Source organism: Streptococcus infantis, assembly GCF_047464155.1.
GTDB classification, from domain to species: Bacteria; Bacillota; Bacilli; order Lactobacillales; family Streptococcaceae; genus Streptococcus; species Streptococcus infantis_U.
On the sequence record NZ_JASHCL010000001.1, the window covers coordinates 329,573 to 345,684 of the forward strand.

The following is a 16,112-nucleotide window of genomic DNA, read 5'->3' on the forward strand; positions in this document are numbered from 1 at the left end:
TAAGAGAAGCTAATCGACTTGAAAAATCTTAGTAAAAAAGGAAACATTTTATGAAAGTATCTAAAAAAATTAGATTAATGAGCTGTTGTTGTTTAGCTATCTTTACGTTAGCTGCCTGTGGTACAAACCAAAACCAATCTATGGAACAACAGAATAGTTCAAATACTAAGTTGGCTAGCTCAGATAAAGAAAACTACAAAGGAACCTATAGCAATCTCAATAGCAAGGAAAGTTCAGAAGAAGTTCGGAAAGCCTTGGCTGCACATTTGGATAAAGACAGTGTCGATGCATTTTTCAACCTTGTCAATGATTACAACGCGACTGTCGGTTCAGTAGGCTTAACTGGAGATTTTTCTACATTTACCAAAACAGACTATGATGTTGAAAAGATAAGCAATCTTTGGACGCCTAAAAAGGGTGATTTTGTCGGTACCAACTGTCGTATTAACAGTTATTGTTTGTTAAAAAATTCTATCGAAATTCCTAAGTTAGAGAAAGATGATTCCCTTTTGTTTGTCGATAATGATGCCATTGACAAAGGTAGGGTCTTTGCTGCAGAAGACAAAGATGCTTTTGATATTTTATTCTCAAGAGTCAAGACCGAAGCAACGACAAATGTCAAAGTTCATACTGCAAAGATGGAACAATTCCTTTCTCAATTCAAGTTTAACGAAAATGCTCGAATGCTCTCCGTAGTCGTTCATGATGACTTGGATGGTCAATCCCTATTTATTGGCCATGTCGGGATACTTGTACCAAGCGAGGATGGCTATCTCTTTGTCGAAAAGCTGACCTTTGAGGAGCCTTATCAAGCCATCAAATTTGCGACCAAGGAAGATTGTTACAAATATCTAGATACAAAATATGAAAACTATACAGGTGAAGGTCTAGCTAAGCCATTTATTATGGATAATGATAAGTGGGTTCAATTTTAAAGGATGGCATTGAAATGGAAGTAGTACTAGCATTCATAATAATTGTTTTAATCGGAGTATGGGCTGTTTGGGTTATCAAAGGAAACCAGCAGAGACCAAGAAAAAATGAAAGGTTTATTGGTTATATCAATCGATACGATGAAGATGGAGAACCTTACCAAGCAGAGATTTGGGAAGTGACAGAAGATGATAGTGATGATTAGGAGAGATCAAGCATGGATGAACATACATTAAGAGTTGTAAAAATTGATAAGGAAGCTATTTTTGAGCTGATTTACGAGACTTTTATAGCGCAAGAGCAAGAACTGCTGGGCCTGTCGCCGGTAGATGTTATCAATGATTGTGCTATGGATTGGGAAAAGGGAGAGTTTATCTTTGCAGCACACCTTCAGGAAAATAGTCTGGGAGAATTTAATCCTCTTCCCAAAGATATTGATATTCAATTGTTGCTGAAAAAACTACCTGTTACAACAGATTCCGTTCTTGGGAAAGAGCGGATTTATAGAGATTTTTCATTCGACCAATTAAAAAAATAGTATAATAGAAGCAAATAAAAAAGTCATAAGGAGACACAATGGATATTAAAGATTTTACAGAAAAAGAACAAGAAATGATTAAAAAGGGATTAACTTTCTCTAAACTTAGCGACAAGGAAACAGCCGATAAGATTATCGCCTTAATTCCTGAAGATATGATTAAACGAATTCCATTTTTTGTTAGAAAACATGCCATTACACGTACTGTTAAGAGAATCTCGCTCGAGTATCCAGAATTGTATGCTTTAGCTGAACAAGAAGGCCAACTTCCTGAAAGAGAAGCTCAAGAATTGCGCCAAATTCTTACAGATATTTTCCAAGAAAAAATGAACAAGCATAAGATTAAATAAGTTTTGAGATTTATCAATAAGGTGTCGATTGAGCATTAGGAGTTTAGTATGGCTATTGATGGCGTTAAAATCATTGACAGTGATCAAGGTTATGATATTTATAATGAAGTAGTCGGTCGCTATAGAGACGGTGATCATGTGTCCGATATTATCAAGGATATCCTCGATGCAGAAAAAGATTACTGTCAAACAGACTTTTTTACAGAAATTTATTGGACTGCTCTTGCCTACTCACTGTGGAAGATTGGTCACCTGACAGACGATATCAGAGATAAAACCTTGGAGCTTATCAAAAAAGGGGCTGATCCATTTTGGTTGGAAATAGATTCAAAGGCTTTGAAGCAAAGGCAAAAGGTCTTGGATAAACTTGCTATCCAGTTGAAAACTGAAAATCCTAGACCTCTAAAGGTCCTCAAGACCAAAGCTAAACGCAAACCCTACTTTGTAGAAGGGGATCTCCTTGCTGTTAAGTTCAAAGACCAGTATGGTCTTATCTTTGTATCTATGGTTGATCAGAGTCCTAGAAAGCTTGAGTATCATCTGGCTTGCACGCGCCTCTTACAGACAAAAAAGCCCACCATCGATGATTTTTTGACCAGTCAAATCTCCTGTAAGATGGAAAATACAAAGTTTGCTCTCGTTACAGACTGCTGGTTCAATCACAAAGATTTAGGGCAATTATTAGAAAATATTGAAAAAATTGGACAGGTGAAACTCAGACCTTTTAGTCTTTGGATGCTGGCACCTGCCCAAAATTTAGAAGATATTTATCAAGAAATCACTAGAGATAAAGGTTCCTCTGGCATTCGATTCATCGAAACCTATAAACTTGTCGACGATATTTTTCCAGTTTAATGCTTATGTGATAAAGGGGGAGATGGTCAATCATTCCCACATGCTGTGCTGGGCTCTAACACCATAGCTATCTAGGGAACCATCTGAATTGAACTTGGATTCAATACGGTACCTTTTCCAGAGGTCGTAGTCTGCTGTTTGAATGGTTAGGATAAAGTTGTTATCCTTATCAGAGACATTATAATCAGCAGGATTGACTTCAAAGATATCGATTAACTTTCGTGTTTGAAAATCTTGAAGCTTGAGATTGGCTAGCTTGACATGATTGACGGAAATTTCTTCTAGTTGATTGTTATCCTTAGGTGTTCTGTAGTAGGTAATGACGCAGTTTTTGAGCTGATCTGTATCTTTACCTGTGGGAGTAAGGGTCATAAAGCCATAGGACTGATCATCCCGCTTGACTTCAAGAAGCTGACCGTAGTAGAAGTGGTCGTTTTTTGGATTGGTAATAGGACTATCTGCACCTTTATCTGCGAAGGTGAACCCATGCTCTAAAAGCTCGGAAGCCTTGGTCTCCCCGACAATGACAGTAGTATCTTGAATGGTTACTGGAACAGGTTGAGCCGGAAGGCCACTCATCATCATGCAAAACATAAAAACATAACTCGTTAAAAAAGCTGTCCCGATAAAAGCGTTGGTTGATGCATAGACATGACTGTTATGAAAGTTTTTTCTTATAGCCAGTACAACAAATTTACCAATACTTTTTAAAACCATACTAACAAGTACGATAAAAAATTGTTTTTTCAAACATTCATAAATGGCTTGAGGAAAGCTATTACCATGATAGTAGAAGACAGCCAATACGAGTAGATTTACGATTAAATAGATTAGCAAGAACCAATGAATCTCTTTAAGGGCGTTAGCATCAGTGATTTCTTCATAGTCAACGTGAATTCTTCCTTGAACAGCATGGCCAAGTTTATAAATCCATTTGGGAATGTCTTTGCCTTTTTTAACCGCAACTACAAGACTAATATAGAGATAGATAGTAAAGGACAAGGATAGAAAGAAAAGAGCATAAAAACCCAAAACAATACTAGTGAACATGACTATTTCCCCCTATTTAACATTCAATAAAACAATTTCTTAGCTCCATTATAGCATTTTCTATAGAAATAGAGCTAAAAACAGTATTATCCTACAAGATTCAAAGGAGAAAAATCATGGGAATGATTGCCAATTATCAATATTTACCAGACAATGAATTAGAACAAATAAAAGGTCTTTCCAATCAAAAAGATGACTTGTTAGACTTTGCTGAGGACTCCGCTGATAGTCATGATATCTTAATAGATATCGATAAGATGTGGGATGTCTTAGTTTTTGTAATGACAGGATTTAGTAGTTCAGAATTTTTGGATGACAATCCCTTGAGAGAAGCTGTTTTAGGGGTGACTCCTCTAGAGGATGTATCTGAATATATCGCCTATACTGAAAAATCGAGAATTGCGGCTATCAGTCAAGCTTTAGAAGAATTTGATATGGACAAGGCTTTGAAAGACTTTAGTATGAAAGCATGCAAGAAAGCTGACTTGTATCCTGATATTTGGGATTATCTTGAGGAAGAGGAAGAAATCAAGGATGATATTTTAACCTGCTTTGTCAAAATGAAAGACTTTTACAAAAAGATTCTGGAGCTCAATGGAAATGTCTTAGTTACTATTTGTTAGAAAGTATATTAAACTTTCCTAAAAGAATAAAACTGCTTGAGGAAATAAATGAACAAAGAAGATTTATTGGCGTTATGGAAGGGAATAAGCTGGGAAAAACATGATTCGGGGATCTATTTTCTAGGGCGATATCTTAATAAAGACATAAATATTTATTTTACAGGGTACTGTGAACAGGATTTACTCTTATTATCAGATGATTTGATGACTAGTTTATATAGAAACTTGGAACACCTTGATAAAAAAGCTCAAAAGGTTATCCATGATAATTGGCCTGATAAAGCAGTTACAGAACTGGAATTAAGGGAGTTAATCTTGGATAAAAGTGGTTCTTATGGCGAATTTGCTCTAGGTTATGATGCCGGTGTTTCTCCAGCTGGATCCCTATATCTTTTAGTGAAATTCGACAAACATTTTCAAGCTGATAGAGAGCTTGTGTATGAAATTTACTGACTGTCTGACAATGAGAGGTTAAAATCAGGTGATGAAATGAAAGATTTATATAAAGCAATATTGGACTTAAATGGTATTGTCCTTGTTACCATTTGTTAAGATTTTATTTCATCCATTAGGAAGGTGGTCAGATGAATCCATATTTACAAGAATATATCACTCGGACAAGGGAATACCATGCTAAAGATGGAAATTCTTCCAGTGTTGCAGCTCTCTATGATTTGGCTAATGAATTAGCTAAGTCTGATGATTTAGAAGCTAAGAAAGTCTTAGTTGACCTCTATGAACAATTGGGTCTCTACGCTAGTGCCTATAGCTTATTTACCGAAATCTTAGGCAAACCTGATCGAAAACAGATAAAGAAACTGAGCCGTTTACAAGAAATGAGTCAGAGTCATGGCGATCGTTTTGCTCTTCCTCGACCTCTAAGAAAAGAAGAGAAGAAGCAAAGACAGAAGCTATTACAGTCTTTGCCGCATTTTATCTATCATCCAGATCCGTTGGCTACAGGTTCATTTGTTGAAGGAGAAGCTAAGGTTTGTCCATCTTGTGGGAAAGAAAGCAATGTTTATTATGCTCTTAGACCCTACAGTATTGAAGAGGTAGAACATCTCTGCCCATCTTGCATTGCAAACGGTCAAGCAGCTAAAAAATTCGATGCAGAATTTATCCAAGATGCCGAGTGCCAGTGTGAATTGGATCCAGAAAAGAATCAGTTGCTTTTTTGTCAGACTCCAGGCTACTCTAGTTGGCAGGGAGAATATTGGCTTTCTTGTTGCCAAGATTATTGTGCTTACTTGGGTACAGTTGGAACTCGTGAATTAAAGGATATGGGAATCGCTGAGCAAGTCTTGGCAGACTATGAAGCGCGTGAAGAATATCAAGAGGTAGAAGACTACTTGGTCAAAGACGGGCCTATCTGTGGTTACCTTTTCAGATGTCTCCATTGTCAAAAATACCAGATCTGGGTTGATGCAGATTAAATCGAAATGTGATTAGCTATGAAAATTAAAGAGAAGACTATGGAAGAACTAGAATTATTCGAAGCCGCCTCCAAAGATTTATTAGATACTATGCAGGGATTTAAAGACAATCTATCTGTTCAATTTCCCCTATTAGATAGTGATAACTGGCAGTATGATAAGGGATTGATAAAAGTTTGTAGGGCTGATGAGTCAGGATTCAAAAAAAGATGTAGGGTCGGAATCAGCTACAACTTGAAAGTATCCCTATTAAACGAAGATGCCGAGCAAATCTGGTTACTGTTTAAAGACTGGTTCAATGCTAGCAGATTGAGTCTAGTTGAAAGAAATCCTAATAATGAAGATTTGGGAAGATATGTCTTTTCAGCAAGTTCCTCTCTAGGTGATCAGGTAGACTGTTCAATTTATTTGCCTAATGAGTGGAATATCCCTCAGATTAGTTTTTCAGGCTATCTAACAGCTCGTTATAGGGCTTGTGATCTTGATAAATAGCAAGAATAAGATGGAGGTTTTTAGAGATGAGAAAGATTAATTGGGACAAGATAAAGACTCGCTTAGATGCCTTGCTAGTCATTGACGAATATCTGACAGATCCGAGTGAGGATTGGCTCAGACTCGTGATTAAGACTGAGGAAGACTATGGAGTCCGCTATCTTATTGATAATGGATCTGGTGATTCTTTAGATGTGATTTTGACTGATAAAATGATCCTTATAAAAGGCTTTGATCATGAAAGTAGTTTAAGCCAGTTTGCTGCTGACGAGTGGGATCAAGACGTCATTGATGGTTTTTATAAAGGTCTGGATGAAAAGTATGTCTCACTTTATTCAGAAGAACAAAAAGATGAAACAACCTTCTTTATCTGGTATGACGGTCACGCGCATCAACAGACTTACCAAGGCCAGGATGGTGGAGAATGGTTGCTTTCATACCTTTTTGATAGTTTTGAGAGATTTCATGAGTTTGTGACTGACTATTATGAAATTACCGTAGATAAAGATTTACTTAGGAAACTCTACATGGAAGGACAACTTTCAGACATAGAAGTAAAGCAATTAATCCAGGAGTGTTAAGAGAGTAATTATGAGAGTGAACTATAAAAATACCCCTGAAAATTATCGAGCTATGGCGGAAATAATCATCCCACCCTTGCTTAATTTACTCAAAAGTTTAACCTTGTTAGAAGAGGAAATTTTTGAGCGTAACAGAGCACTGGATAAGGAAAAAGAAGGCGTTGGCATCCCAGCAAATCAAATTCATCCCAAGTGGAATGAACTTATGGATGACTATTTTCAGAGGCAAATGCAACTTCTAACTGGACGAGTGACTCAAAATTACTTGGAAGGAGGAGTTCGAATTTCTTATGGCTCCCCAAGTGAGTATAACTATGTTAAAACGAATGATTTTTCTGTAGATTTTATCATGACAAAAGCTGAAGAAGCAAGAGTCATCACCCACTATCAAGAAGCTTTAGAAATGAAGCATCAGTTTGTACTTAGATTAGTGGATGGAAATTGGCTACTTGATGAAAAATTTTACGGTTTTGAGGATGAGGAAACTTGGTATGGCGACTTACTTTGAGTAAGAGAGCTTTGCTTTCCAACTGATATTAGAAAAAGGAGAAGTCCTGTGAATTTTTTAAAAAATCTATTTACTAGTAAGAAAGAAAAGTCAGAGAAGAAAAAACAACTGAACTTGTCCATGCCTCTTTTCAAAGGCAATCAAGCCTATTCTTTAGATCAGGTCGTTCAGGAATTGAAAACTCACTGGGGGCTTGAAATTTCTGAAGTTTCTGGGGATGATTCTAGTGCAACCTTTGTGATTGATGGTGCTCTTGTTGCGCTGGCTTTAATAGATTTACCTATCCCAAGCCAAGAATTTGAAAAATTGTATGCCTATTCTTACCTCTGGCAGGATGTTGAGAAGGAAATAAAGGAGCATTCACAACACGCTATTGTATCTATCTTGTCTGACAATCTTTCGCCAGTAGAAACCTATTCCCTATTGACTAAAGTTAATGCCTCTATCCTAAAAACTAGTCAATCAGCAATTGGCATTTATCAGGGTTCTGCTACCTTACTCATACCCAAAGATCTTTATCTAGACCTGGCTGACCTTTTGAAAGAAGAAATGCTTCCCCTTCAACTCTGGATTTATATAGGAATTATCAATCAGGAAGATAAGACCAGTATTTACACTTATGGTTTAAAAGAGTTTGGAAAAACTGAGATTGAAATTATTGAGTCTCCTATGAATAGCGATGACTTATATTATTTTATCTTGTCTATTCTTCAGTATGTTTTAGGCAGTGATGTCACTTTAAATGACGGTGAAACCGTTGGATTTTCAGAAGATCAAAAGATTAAAATCACTGAATCAAAAGCAGTCTTTTTGGAAGGCAATTCCTTGAAATTAGATGTTTAGACCATGATTTACAAATGATTCGTCCTTCCTAGATTGAGGTTTTTATGAAGCGTGATATAAAAAAGTATTATCTCTACCGATTTCTGGTCTATAGATTTGAAAAACTCTCTTGTAAGAATGCAAGTCTAAAAAAAATAAAGCCAGAGAAGAGAGAAAAAATCGTTCTAGAGGCTACTCGAACTAGTCAAAAGATTATTCTAGTTCTTGGAATTCTCTACATCCTTTTAAATTCAGTCCTCTTCATTTACCTAAGGATAAGTGATTTTCACCCACCTTTATTTACTTGGTTTACTGACTACATCGACTATTTGGGACAACTGATAAACGGAGAATGGGGCGGTAGTTGGCGGCAAAAGAAAGCTAGTTTTTTGATGATTGCTATTTTGGCTATGCCTATTGTGGTCATAGAAGGCGGCCCCTTCTTCTTACTAGTTTTATTAGTTGGGAATTGGGAATTAAAGAGAAAGATAAGATTTGAGAGAGAACATAAAGGAGTAGAGAACCATGGGTAGAACGGTGATTATAGGTACTTTAATAGTTTTTGCAATCTTTAATCTGTTACTCGGTCTGGGCTTTTATCTCTTTCTAAAAAAGAGGAAAGAGAATGGGCAGTCATTGTACGAAACTCCTGTAAATCAACAAACTCGAACAGAAAAACTAGGTTTAGGTGAGATTCTTGTCTACCTGACACTGATTGCCATCGCAGGGATCTTTGCTTTTCAGACCTTAAATCGAGGTGGTGTTGGGAATTCTATTTTAGCTAAAATGATCCTCCTCCCAGCTATAATGGCTCTTTTCAATGCAAGAAAAAGGACTGGAAAGTCTTTACTTGCCCTCCTTATAACCTTTATGGTCTTTCTAGTAGGAGTCATGTTTAATCTCACGATTGGTTTGCCACCTCAAACACCAATTTTGCAAATTAATGAAAGTAAAATTACGTTAGCAGAAACAAAAGCAAGTGATCTGATGGAAGCTGGGTTTAATATCTATGTAAGACAAGTAGATGGTACTAGTGACTACGAAGACCTCCTGACAGATGGCAGTTTCCAAAAGTATGCAGGTGATAAATCAGTCACTATCGAAAAAGGCTTTAGGCTTGATAGCAATGCAGTCCCTTACGCTCCCTATCTCCTAGCAAAAAATGGTATAGTGCTGGGGAGTATTTCCTTTTACGGGGCAGAAGATAAGGACGTGGTTCTAGAAGATGCTAAGGTTATTCAGATTCGATTTAACAAGGACAGTATTGAAGCAGCTAAGAAACATTCTATCACTTTCAAGTTAGATGAACTCGACTTGACTACTAGACTTGATATTCCGCTTGTTCAAGAAACTTTCAAAAAGCATCTATGGTCAATCCCCCCATCAAATACAAGTGATGTCACTCAATTGTGGTATGGATTACAATGGTCAAGTAACAGCGACTCTCTATTTTGGAATGAGTATTACAGCATTATCCGTCTAGATGAAAATTATTTGATGACTGATTTTGAACTAGCTGCCAAAGTAGCGCGTGATGAGTAAATACGATTTTGAATAGTTGAATTTGATTATGCCTATCTAAAGGAATTAATTTATTTAGTTCCTATTTTATTATTTAAAGACAAATTTGAAATAGTTTTCAATTTTTGGGTATAGTAAAAATACGAACAAAAATGTAAATAATTTATAAAGTTTCCCCAAAATACTTTACAAGTATCTGAAAACATGATATAGTAATGAAGCTTAGAAAATGAGATGATGTTTTCTAGCAAATATAAACCCGAGTAAAAAATGCCTACGGACAGGCAGGGTTGAATGCCGAAGCGTGGTTGAAAAGCCGCATTATTGATAGGGTTAAAAGCCTACTTTTATAAGTTGATGTTAGGACATTAGTTCTAATTCGTATACATTTGTTAGTGTGGTGAAAGCACACGTCATCTTGTGAAACGATCAATAAAGTACGTAATATTTGCTACTAGAGAGTTAGGAAACATCAGGAACAGACATACTCAAAAGAAACAAACATAAACACGTCAGTAGATTGTAGAGCAGGTGCCAACCTGCTCTTTTTTCATAAGTATCCTTTAGAGCCTTACACAAGGTGAAAAAAACTATGATAAAGGAGTATGTCTCTATAATGTTAAATCAAAACCAAGCTCCTATTTATGAGGGACTGGTCAAGTTACGAAAAAAAAGAATTGTACCTTTCGATGTACCAGGTCATAAGCGTGGCCGTGGTAACCCAGAATTAGTGGAACTTTTAGGGGAAAAATGCGTTGGTATTGATGTCAATTCTATGAAGCCCTTGGACAATCTAGGACATCCTATTTCGATTATTAGAGAAGCGGAAGAGCTAGCGGCAGAAGCTTTTGGTGCTGCTCATGCCTTTTTGATGATTGGTGGGACAACTTCATCCGTGCAGACCATGATTCTTTCTACCTGTAAATCAGGTGATAAAATCATCCTTCCACGAAATGTCCATAAATCAGCTATTAATGCACTCGTTTTATGCGGAGCTATTCCCATCTATATAGAGATGAGTGTGGACCCAAAAATCGGTATTGCTTTGGGGCTTGAAAATGAGCGTGTGGCGCAAGCGATTAAGGACCATCCGGATGCCAAGGCTATCCTAATAAACAATCCAACCTACTATGGGATTTGTTCAGATCTTAAGGGTTTAACAGAGATGGCACACGCCGCAGGAATGAAAGTCTTAGTAGACGAGGCGCACGGTGCTCATCTGCACTTTACAGATAAACTTCCTCTGTCTGCTATGGACGCAGGAGCAGATATGTCAGCTGTATCCATGCATAAGTCCGGTGGCAGCTTGACTCAAAGTTCCCTTCTTTTAGTTGGCGATCAGATGAATCCTGAGTACGTACGTCAGATTATTAATTTGACACAGTCAACATCAGCATCCTACTTGCTAATGGCTAGTCTAGATGTTTCTCGTAGAAACCTAGCCCTTCGTGGCAAAGATTCCTTTGAGAAAGTTATTGAGTTATCTGAGTATGCTCGTCGTGAAATCAATGCTATCGGTGGCTACTACGCCTACTCAAAAGAACTAGTAGATGGTGTATCAGTTTGTGATTTTGATGTAACCAAGCTGTCAGTTTACACTCAGGGGATTGGTCTAACAGGTATCGAGGTTTATGACCTCTTACGAGATGAATATGACATTCAAATTGAGTTTGGTGATATCGGGAATATCTTAGCCTACATTTCGATTGGTGACCGTATCCAAGACATTGAACGCTTGGTCGGTGCTTTAGCTGATATCAAGAGACTATACTCACGAGATGGGAAGGACTTGATTGCTGGAGAATATATTCAGCCTGAGTTGGTGCTATCTCCTCAGGAAGCCTTCTATGCAGGGAGAAGAAGCTTAACATTAGACGAGTCCGTTGGCCAGGTCTGTGGGGAATTTGTCATGTGCTATCCTCCAGGAATTCCAATCCTAGCGCCAGGTGAACGAATTACACGAGAAATTGTCGATTATATTCAATTTGCAAAAGAACGTGGTTGTTCCCTCCAAGGTACGGAAGATCCAGAGGTCAATCATATCAACGTCATTGAAAGAAAGGAGAACTAGATGGATTTATGGTTTTCTGAAGTTCATACTCCAGATGTCAAGTTAACAATGAGAACAGCCAAACAGCTTTATTCTGGTCAAAGTGAATGGCAGGATATCGAGGTTTTGGACACCCCAGCTTTTGGGAAAGTATTAATTTTAAATGGGCATGTCTTATTCTCAGATGCAGATGACTTTGTCTACAACGAAATGACAGTTCACGTTCCTATGGCTGTCCATCCAAATCCAAAGAAAGTCTTGGTTATTGGAGGTGGTGACGGTGGTGTTGCCCAAGTATTAACTCTCTATCCAGAATTGGAACAAATTGATATTGTAGAACCAGATGAGATGCTGGTTGAGGTTTGCCGAGAGTATTTTCCAGACTTTGCTGCAGGACTTGACGACCCTCGCGTCACCATTTACTACCAAAATGGACTGAGATTTTTGAGAAATTGTGAAGATGATTACGACATTATTATCAACGATGCGACAGATCCATTTGGTCATACGGAAGGGCTCTTTACCAAGGAATTTTACGGTAATAGTTATAGGGCTCTCAAAGAGGACGGTATCATGATTTACCAGCATGGTAGTCCCTTCTTTGACGAAGATGAGTCAGCATGCCGAAGCATGCACCGCAAGGTCAATCAAGCCTTTCCAATCAGCCGGGTTTACCAAGCACATATCCCAACCAGTCCTGCTGGCTATTGGTTGTTTGGATTTGCATCGAAAAAATATCACCCTGTCAAAGATTTTGACAAGGAAGGCTGGAAAAAACGCCAGCTTTTCACAGAATACTACACTGCAAACTTGCATATTGGTGCCTTTATGTTGCCTAAGTATGTAGAAGACATTTTAGAAGAAGAGGAAGGAAGAAAATGAGTCGTTTATTAGTTATTGGATGTGGGGGAGTTGCCCAAGTTGCTATTTCAAAGATTTGCCAAGATAGCGAAACTTTTAAAGAGATTATGATTGCCAGCCGTACCAAGTCAAAATGTGATGACTTGAAAGCTAAATTAGAAGGCAAAACAAGTACTAAGATTGAGACAGCTGCTCTTGATGCAGACAAGGTAGAAGAAGTGATTGCCTTGATTGAAAGCTACAAACCAGAAGCCGTTTTGAACGTAGCTTTACCATACCAAGATTTGACCATTATGGATGCATGTTTGGCAACGGGAGTTCACTATATCGACACAGCCAACTATGAGGCTGAAGATACAGAAGACCCTGAATGGCGTGCTATTTATGAGAAACGCTGCAAAGAGCTTGGATTTACGGCTTACTTTGATTACTCATGGCAATGGGCTTACCAAGAAAAATTCAAGGAAGCAGGTTTGACAGCTCTTCTTGGTTCTGGTTTTGACCCAGGTGTAACCAGTGTCTTTTCAGCTTATGCTTTGAAACACTATTTTGATGAAATCCACTATATCGACATTTTAGACTGTAATGGTGGTGACCACGGTTATCCATTTGCAACAAACTTTAACCCAGAAATCAACCTCCGCGAGGTTTCTGCGCCAGGTTCTTACTGGGAAGATGGAAAATGGGTTGAGGTCGAAGCTATGTCTATCAAACGTGAGTATGATTTCCCTCAAGTTGGGCAAAAAGACATGTATCTTCTTCACCACGAAGAAATTGAATCACTGGCTAAAAACATTCCAGGAGTTAAACGTATTCGTTTCTTCATGACTTTCGGTCAATCTTATCTAACGCACATGAAATGCTTGGAAAACGTCGGGCTCCTTCGTACAGATGCTATTAATTTTAACGGACAAGAAATCGTACCAATCCAATTCTTGAAAGCCTTGCTTCCAGATCCTGCAAGCCTTGGCCCACGTACAGTTGGTAAAACTAATATTGGATGTATCTTTACAGGTGTCAAAGATGGAGTTGAAAAGACTATCTACATCTACAATGTTTGCGACCATCAGGAGTGCTACGCAGAAGTTGGTTCACAAGCAATTTCTTACACAACAGGTGTTCCAGCCATGATTGGGACAAAATTAGTGATGGATGGCACTTGGAAACAACCAGGAGTGTATAATCTTGAAGAGTTGGATCCAGATCCATTCATGGAAGCTTTGAATAAATACGGTTTGCCATGGGTTGTGGTTGAAAATCCACAAATGGTAGACTAATGAAGTTAGAACAAGTACCAACGCCTTCTTATATCATTGACTTAGGAAAATTAGAAGAGAATTGCCGCATTCTGCAAAAGGTTCAGGAAAAGGCAGGTTGTAAGGTTTTGCTAGCTCAAAAGGCTTATTCCCTCTATAAAACCTATCCTTTGATTAGCCAGTATCTTTCTGGCACAACGGCTAGTGGTCTCTATGAAGCAAAGTTAGCTAGAGAAGAGTTCCCAGGGGAAGTCCATGTTTTCGCGCCTGCTTTTAAAGAAGCAGATATGGAAGAGCTGCTTCAAATATCTGATCACATTGTTTTTAATTCGGAGAGACAACTACGAAAATACGGTCAAATTTGTCGTGAGGCTGGTATTAGTGTAGGTCTACGCATCAATCCTCAATGTTCAACACAAGGAGATCACGCGCTCTATGACCCTTGTGCTCCTGGATCCCGTTTTGGAGTTACTCTAGATAAGGTACCGAGCGATTTGCTGGACTTGGTGGACGGACTTCATTTCCACACTCTTTGTGAGCAAGGGGCAGATGATTTAGCGACAACCTTGAAAGCAGTAGAAGAGCAGTTTGGGCAATACTTGCATCAGGTTAAATGGCTCAATATGGGTGGCGGACACCACATTACTAGAGCCGACTACGATGTGGACTTACTGATTTCTGAGATTAAACGAATTCGAGAAACCTATAACCTTGACGTCTATATCGAACCAGGAGAAGCCATTGCACTCAATGCTGGTTATTTAGCTACTGAAGTCTTAGATATCGTAGAAAATGGGATTGTGACCCTAGTGTTAGATGTTTCAGCAAGCTGCCATATGCCAGATGTTCTAGAGATGCCTTATCGTCCCCCATTGAGAGATGGTTTTGAAGTGCAAGAAAAAAACTATACATATAGACTTTCTTCCAATACCTGTCTAACTGGTGATATCATTGGAGACTACAGTTTCGAAAATCCAGTTGAGATTGGAGATAGACTGTACTTCGAGGACATGGCAATCTACTCCTTTGTCAAAAATAATACCTTTAATGGGATTGGACTGCCAAGTTTGTATCTGATGGATAAAGAGGGTGAGTGCAGTCTAGTCAAGGCATTTGGTTACAAAGACTTTAAGGAGAGATTATCATGATGGACAGTCCAAAAAAATTAGGTTATCGTATGCCTGCAGAATATGAACCCCATCATGGGACTCTCATGATATGGCCTACTCGACCAGGGTCTTGGCCTTTTCAAGGTAAGGCAGCTAAAAAAACATTTAGCCAGATTATCAAAACCATTGCCCAAGGGGAAACAGTCTATCTTTTGGTTGAGGAGGACTATCTATCGGAAGCCCAATCCTATCTTAGGGACCAGGTCGTTTATCTAGATATCCCTACAAATGATGCCTGGGCTCGTGATACAGGTCCGACCATTCTCCTTAATGATAAAAGGGAAAAATTAGCGGTAGATTGGTCTTTCAATGCTTGGGGAGGTTCTGTGGATGGACTCTATCAAGACTATGAAGCAGATGACCAAGTGGCCAGTCGTTTTGCAGAATTCTTAGAGGTACCTGTTTACGATGCAAAACCATTTGTACTAGAAGGTGGAGCCATACACAGTGACGGCCAAGGAACAATACTTGTCACAGAAAGTTGCCTCCTCAGTCCTGGTCGCAATCCTCATCTGACTAAAGAAGAGATTGAAAATACCTTACTAGAGAGTCTTGGGGTTGAAAAAGTCATCTGGCTACCTTACGGTATTTATCAGGACGAAACCAATGAACACGTCGACAATGTAGCAGCCTTTGTTGGTCCAGCTGAGGTTGTTTTAGCTTGGACGGACGACCAAGACGATCCCCAGTATACCATGTCTGCTGCAAATCTAGCTCTTTTGGAGAATGAAACAGATGCAAAGGGTCGGAGTTTCACCATCCATAAACTTCCAATTCCAGCGCTTCATCAAGTAGTGACGGAAGAAGATTTGCCGGGCTATTCATATGAAGAAGGAGAAGAGGAGCGCTATGCTGGTGAACGTTTAGCTGCTTCCTATGTGAACTTCTATATTGCTAATAAGTCTGTCTTGGTGCCACAATTTCAGGATGAAAACGACCAAGTGGCCTTGGATATCCTGAGTAAGTGTTTCCCAGACCGTGAAGTCGTCGGAATCCCTGCAAGAGATATTCTTTTAGGTGGTGGAAATATCCACTGTATTACCCAACAAATTCCAGAATAGGAGAAA

General features: G+C 38.6%; 20 protein-coding genes. 19 read left to right on the plus strand and 1 reads right to left on the minus strand.

Translation table 11 applies throughout. The features are described from left to right. Positions 1-50 precede the first annotated feature (50 nt). The 5 genes from QM810_RS01575 to QM810_RS01595 are packed head-to-tail and all read left to right on the plus strand — an operon-like array spanning position 51 to position 2,676. The gene (locus tag QM810_RS01575; protein ID WP_414253611.1) at positions 51-935 is read left to right on the plus strand and encodes a DUF4300 family protein; all 885 of its coding nucleotides are present in this window, start codon (positions 51-53) and stop codon (positions 933-935) included. Between the two features lie 14 nt (positions 936-949). After that, positions 950-1,138 (plus strand): hypothetical protein, encoded by a 189-nt coding sequence (locus QM810_RS01580; RefSeq protein ID WP_414253612.1) that lies wholly within the window; start codon positions 950-952, stop codon positions 1,136-1,138. 12 nt (positions 1,139-1,150) lie between these two features. Beyond that, the gene (locus tag QM810_RS01585; protein WP_414253613.1) at positions 1,151-1,471 is read left to right on the plus strand and encodes a hypothetical protein; all 321 of its coding nucleotides are present in this window, start codon (positions 1,151-1,153) and stop codon (positions 1,469-1,471) included. Positions 1,472-1,509: 38 nt separating this feature from the next. Continuing rightward, the gene (locus tag QM810_RS01590) at positions 1,510-1,821 is read left to right on the plus strand and encodes a hypothetical protein (protein WP_414253614.1); all 312 of its coding nucleotides are present in this window, start codon (positions 1,510-1,512) and stop codon (positions 1,819-1,821) included. A 48-nt stretch (positions 1,822-1,869) separates the two neighbouring features. After that, positions 1,870-2,676 (plus strand): hypothetical protein, encoded by an 807-nt coding sequence (locus tag QM810_RS01595; protein WP_414253615.1) that lies wholly within the window; start codon positions 1,870-1,872, stop codon positions 2,674-2,676. Positions 2,677-2,706: 30 nt separating this feature from the next. On the opposite strand, the gene QM810_RS01600 is transcribed toward QM810_RS01595, so the two are convergent. Further along, entirely contained in the window at positions 2,707-3,726 is a 1,020-nt protein-coding gene (locus tag QM810_RS01600) for a hypothetical protein (protein ID WP_414253616.1), read from the minus strand. A 116-nt stretch (positions 3,727-3,842) separates the two neighbouring features. Between QM810_RS01600 and QM810_RS01605 the strand changes: the two genes are divergently transcribed. From QM810_RS01605 to aguA, 14 genes are all read left to right on the plus strand, one after another. After that, positions 3,843-4,349 (plus strand): YfbM family protein, encoded by a 507-nt coding sequence (locus tag QM810_RS01605; RefSeq protein ID WP_414253617.1) that lies wholly within the window; start codon positions 3,843-3,845, stop codon positions 4,347-4,349. A gap of 48 nt (positions 4,350-4,397) precedes the next feature. Beyond that, on the plus strand, positions 4,398-4,802 hold the full coding sequence (locus QM810_RS01610) for a hypothetical protein (protein ID WP_414253618.1): 405 nt from the start codon (positions 4,398-4,400) through the stop codon (positions 4,800-4,802). A 131-nt stretch (positions 4,803-4,933) separates the two neighbouring features. After that, positions 4,934-5,785 carry a CbrC family protein gene (locus tag QM810_RS01615; protein ID WP_414253619.1) on the plus strand — a complete coding sequence of 284 codons (852 nt, stop codon included), beginning with the start codon at positions 4,934-4,936 and terminating at the stop codon, positions 5,783-5,785. A gap of 18 nt (positions 5,786-5,803) precedes the next feature. Further along, positions 5,804-6,277 (plus strand): hypothetical protein, encoded by a 474-nt coding sequence (locus QM810_RS01620; protein WP_414253620.1) that lies wholly within the window; start codon positions 5,804-5,806, stop codon positions 6,275-6,277. 26 nt (positions 6,278-6,303) lie between these two features. After that, positions 6,304-6,858, plus strand: coding sequence for a hypothetical protein (locus tag QM810_RS01625; RefSeq protein ID WP_414253621.1), 555 nt, complete (start codon positions 6,304-6,306; stop codon positions 6,856-6,858). 10 nt (positions 6,859-6,868) lie between these two features. Beyond that, complete coding sequence (locus QM810_RS01630) at positions 6,869-7,366, plus strand: hypothetical protein (protein ID WP_414253622.1); 498 nt, start codon at positions 6,869-6,871, stop codon at positions 7,364-7,366. A gap of 48 nt (positions 7,367-7,414) precedes the next feature. After that, entirely contained in the window at positions 7,415-8,209 is a 795-nt protein-coding gene (locus QM810_RS01635; protein WP_414253623.1) for a DUF4261 domain-containing protein, read from the plus strand. A 44-nt stretch (positions 8,210-8,253) separates the two neighbouring features. Beyond that, positions 8,254-8,721, plus strand: a complete 468-nt coding sequence (locus tag QM810_RS01640; protein ID WP_414253624.1) for a hypothetical protein — start codon at positions 8,254-8,256, stop codon at positions 8,719-8,721. Then, positions 8,714-9,730, plus strand: coding sequence for a hypothetical protein (locus tag QM810_RS01645; RefSeq protein ID WP_414253625.1), 1,017 nt, complete (start codon positions 8,714-8,716; stop codon positions 9,728-9,730). The genes QM810_RS01640 and QM810_RS01645 overlap by 8 nt, the downstream gene beginning before the upstream one ends. Positions 9,731-10,325: 595 nt before the next feature. Then, a complete protein-coding gene (locus tag QM810_RS01650) occupies positions 10,326-11,780 on the plus strand; it encodes an aminotransferase class I/II-fold pyridoxal phosphate-dependent enzyme (RefSeq protein WP_414253626.1) in 1,455 nt (484 codons plus the stop codon). Then, a complete protein-coding gene (gene speE / locus QM810_RS01655) occupies positions 11,781-12,641 on the plus strand; it encodes a polyamine aminopropyltransferase (RefSeq protein WP_414253627.1) in 861 nt (286 codons plus the stop codon). Then, the gene (locus QM810_RS01660; protein ID WP_006150675.1) at positions 12,638-13,897 is read left to right on the plus strand and encodes a saccharopine dehydrogenase family protein; all 1,260 of its coding nucleotides are present in this window, start codon (positions 12,638-12,640) and stop codon (positions 13,895-13,897) included. The genes speE and QM810_RS01660 overlap by 4 nt, the downstream gene beginning before the upstream one ends. Further along, the gene (gene nspC, locus QM810_RS01665) at positions 13,897-15,024 is read left to right on the plus strand and encodes a carboxynorspermidine decarboxylase (RefSeq protein ID WP_414253628.1); all 1,128 of its coding nucleotides are present in this window, start codon (positions 13,897-13,899) and stop codon (positions 15,022-15,024) included. The genes QM810_RS01660 and nspC overlap by 1 nt, the downstream gene beginning before the upstream one ends. Beyond that, complete coding sequence (aguA, locus tag QM810_RS01670) at positions 15,021-16,106, plus strand: agmatine deiminase (protein ID WP_414253629.1); 1,086 nt, start codon at positions 15,021-15,023, stop codon at positions 16,104-16,106. The genes nspC and aguA overlap by 4 nt, the downstream gene beginning before the upstream one ends. Positions 16,107-16,112: the final 6 nt, after the last annotated feature.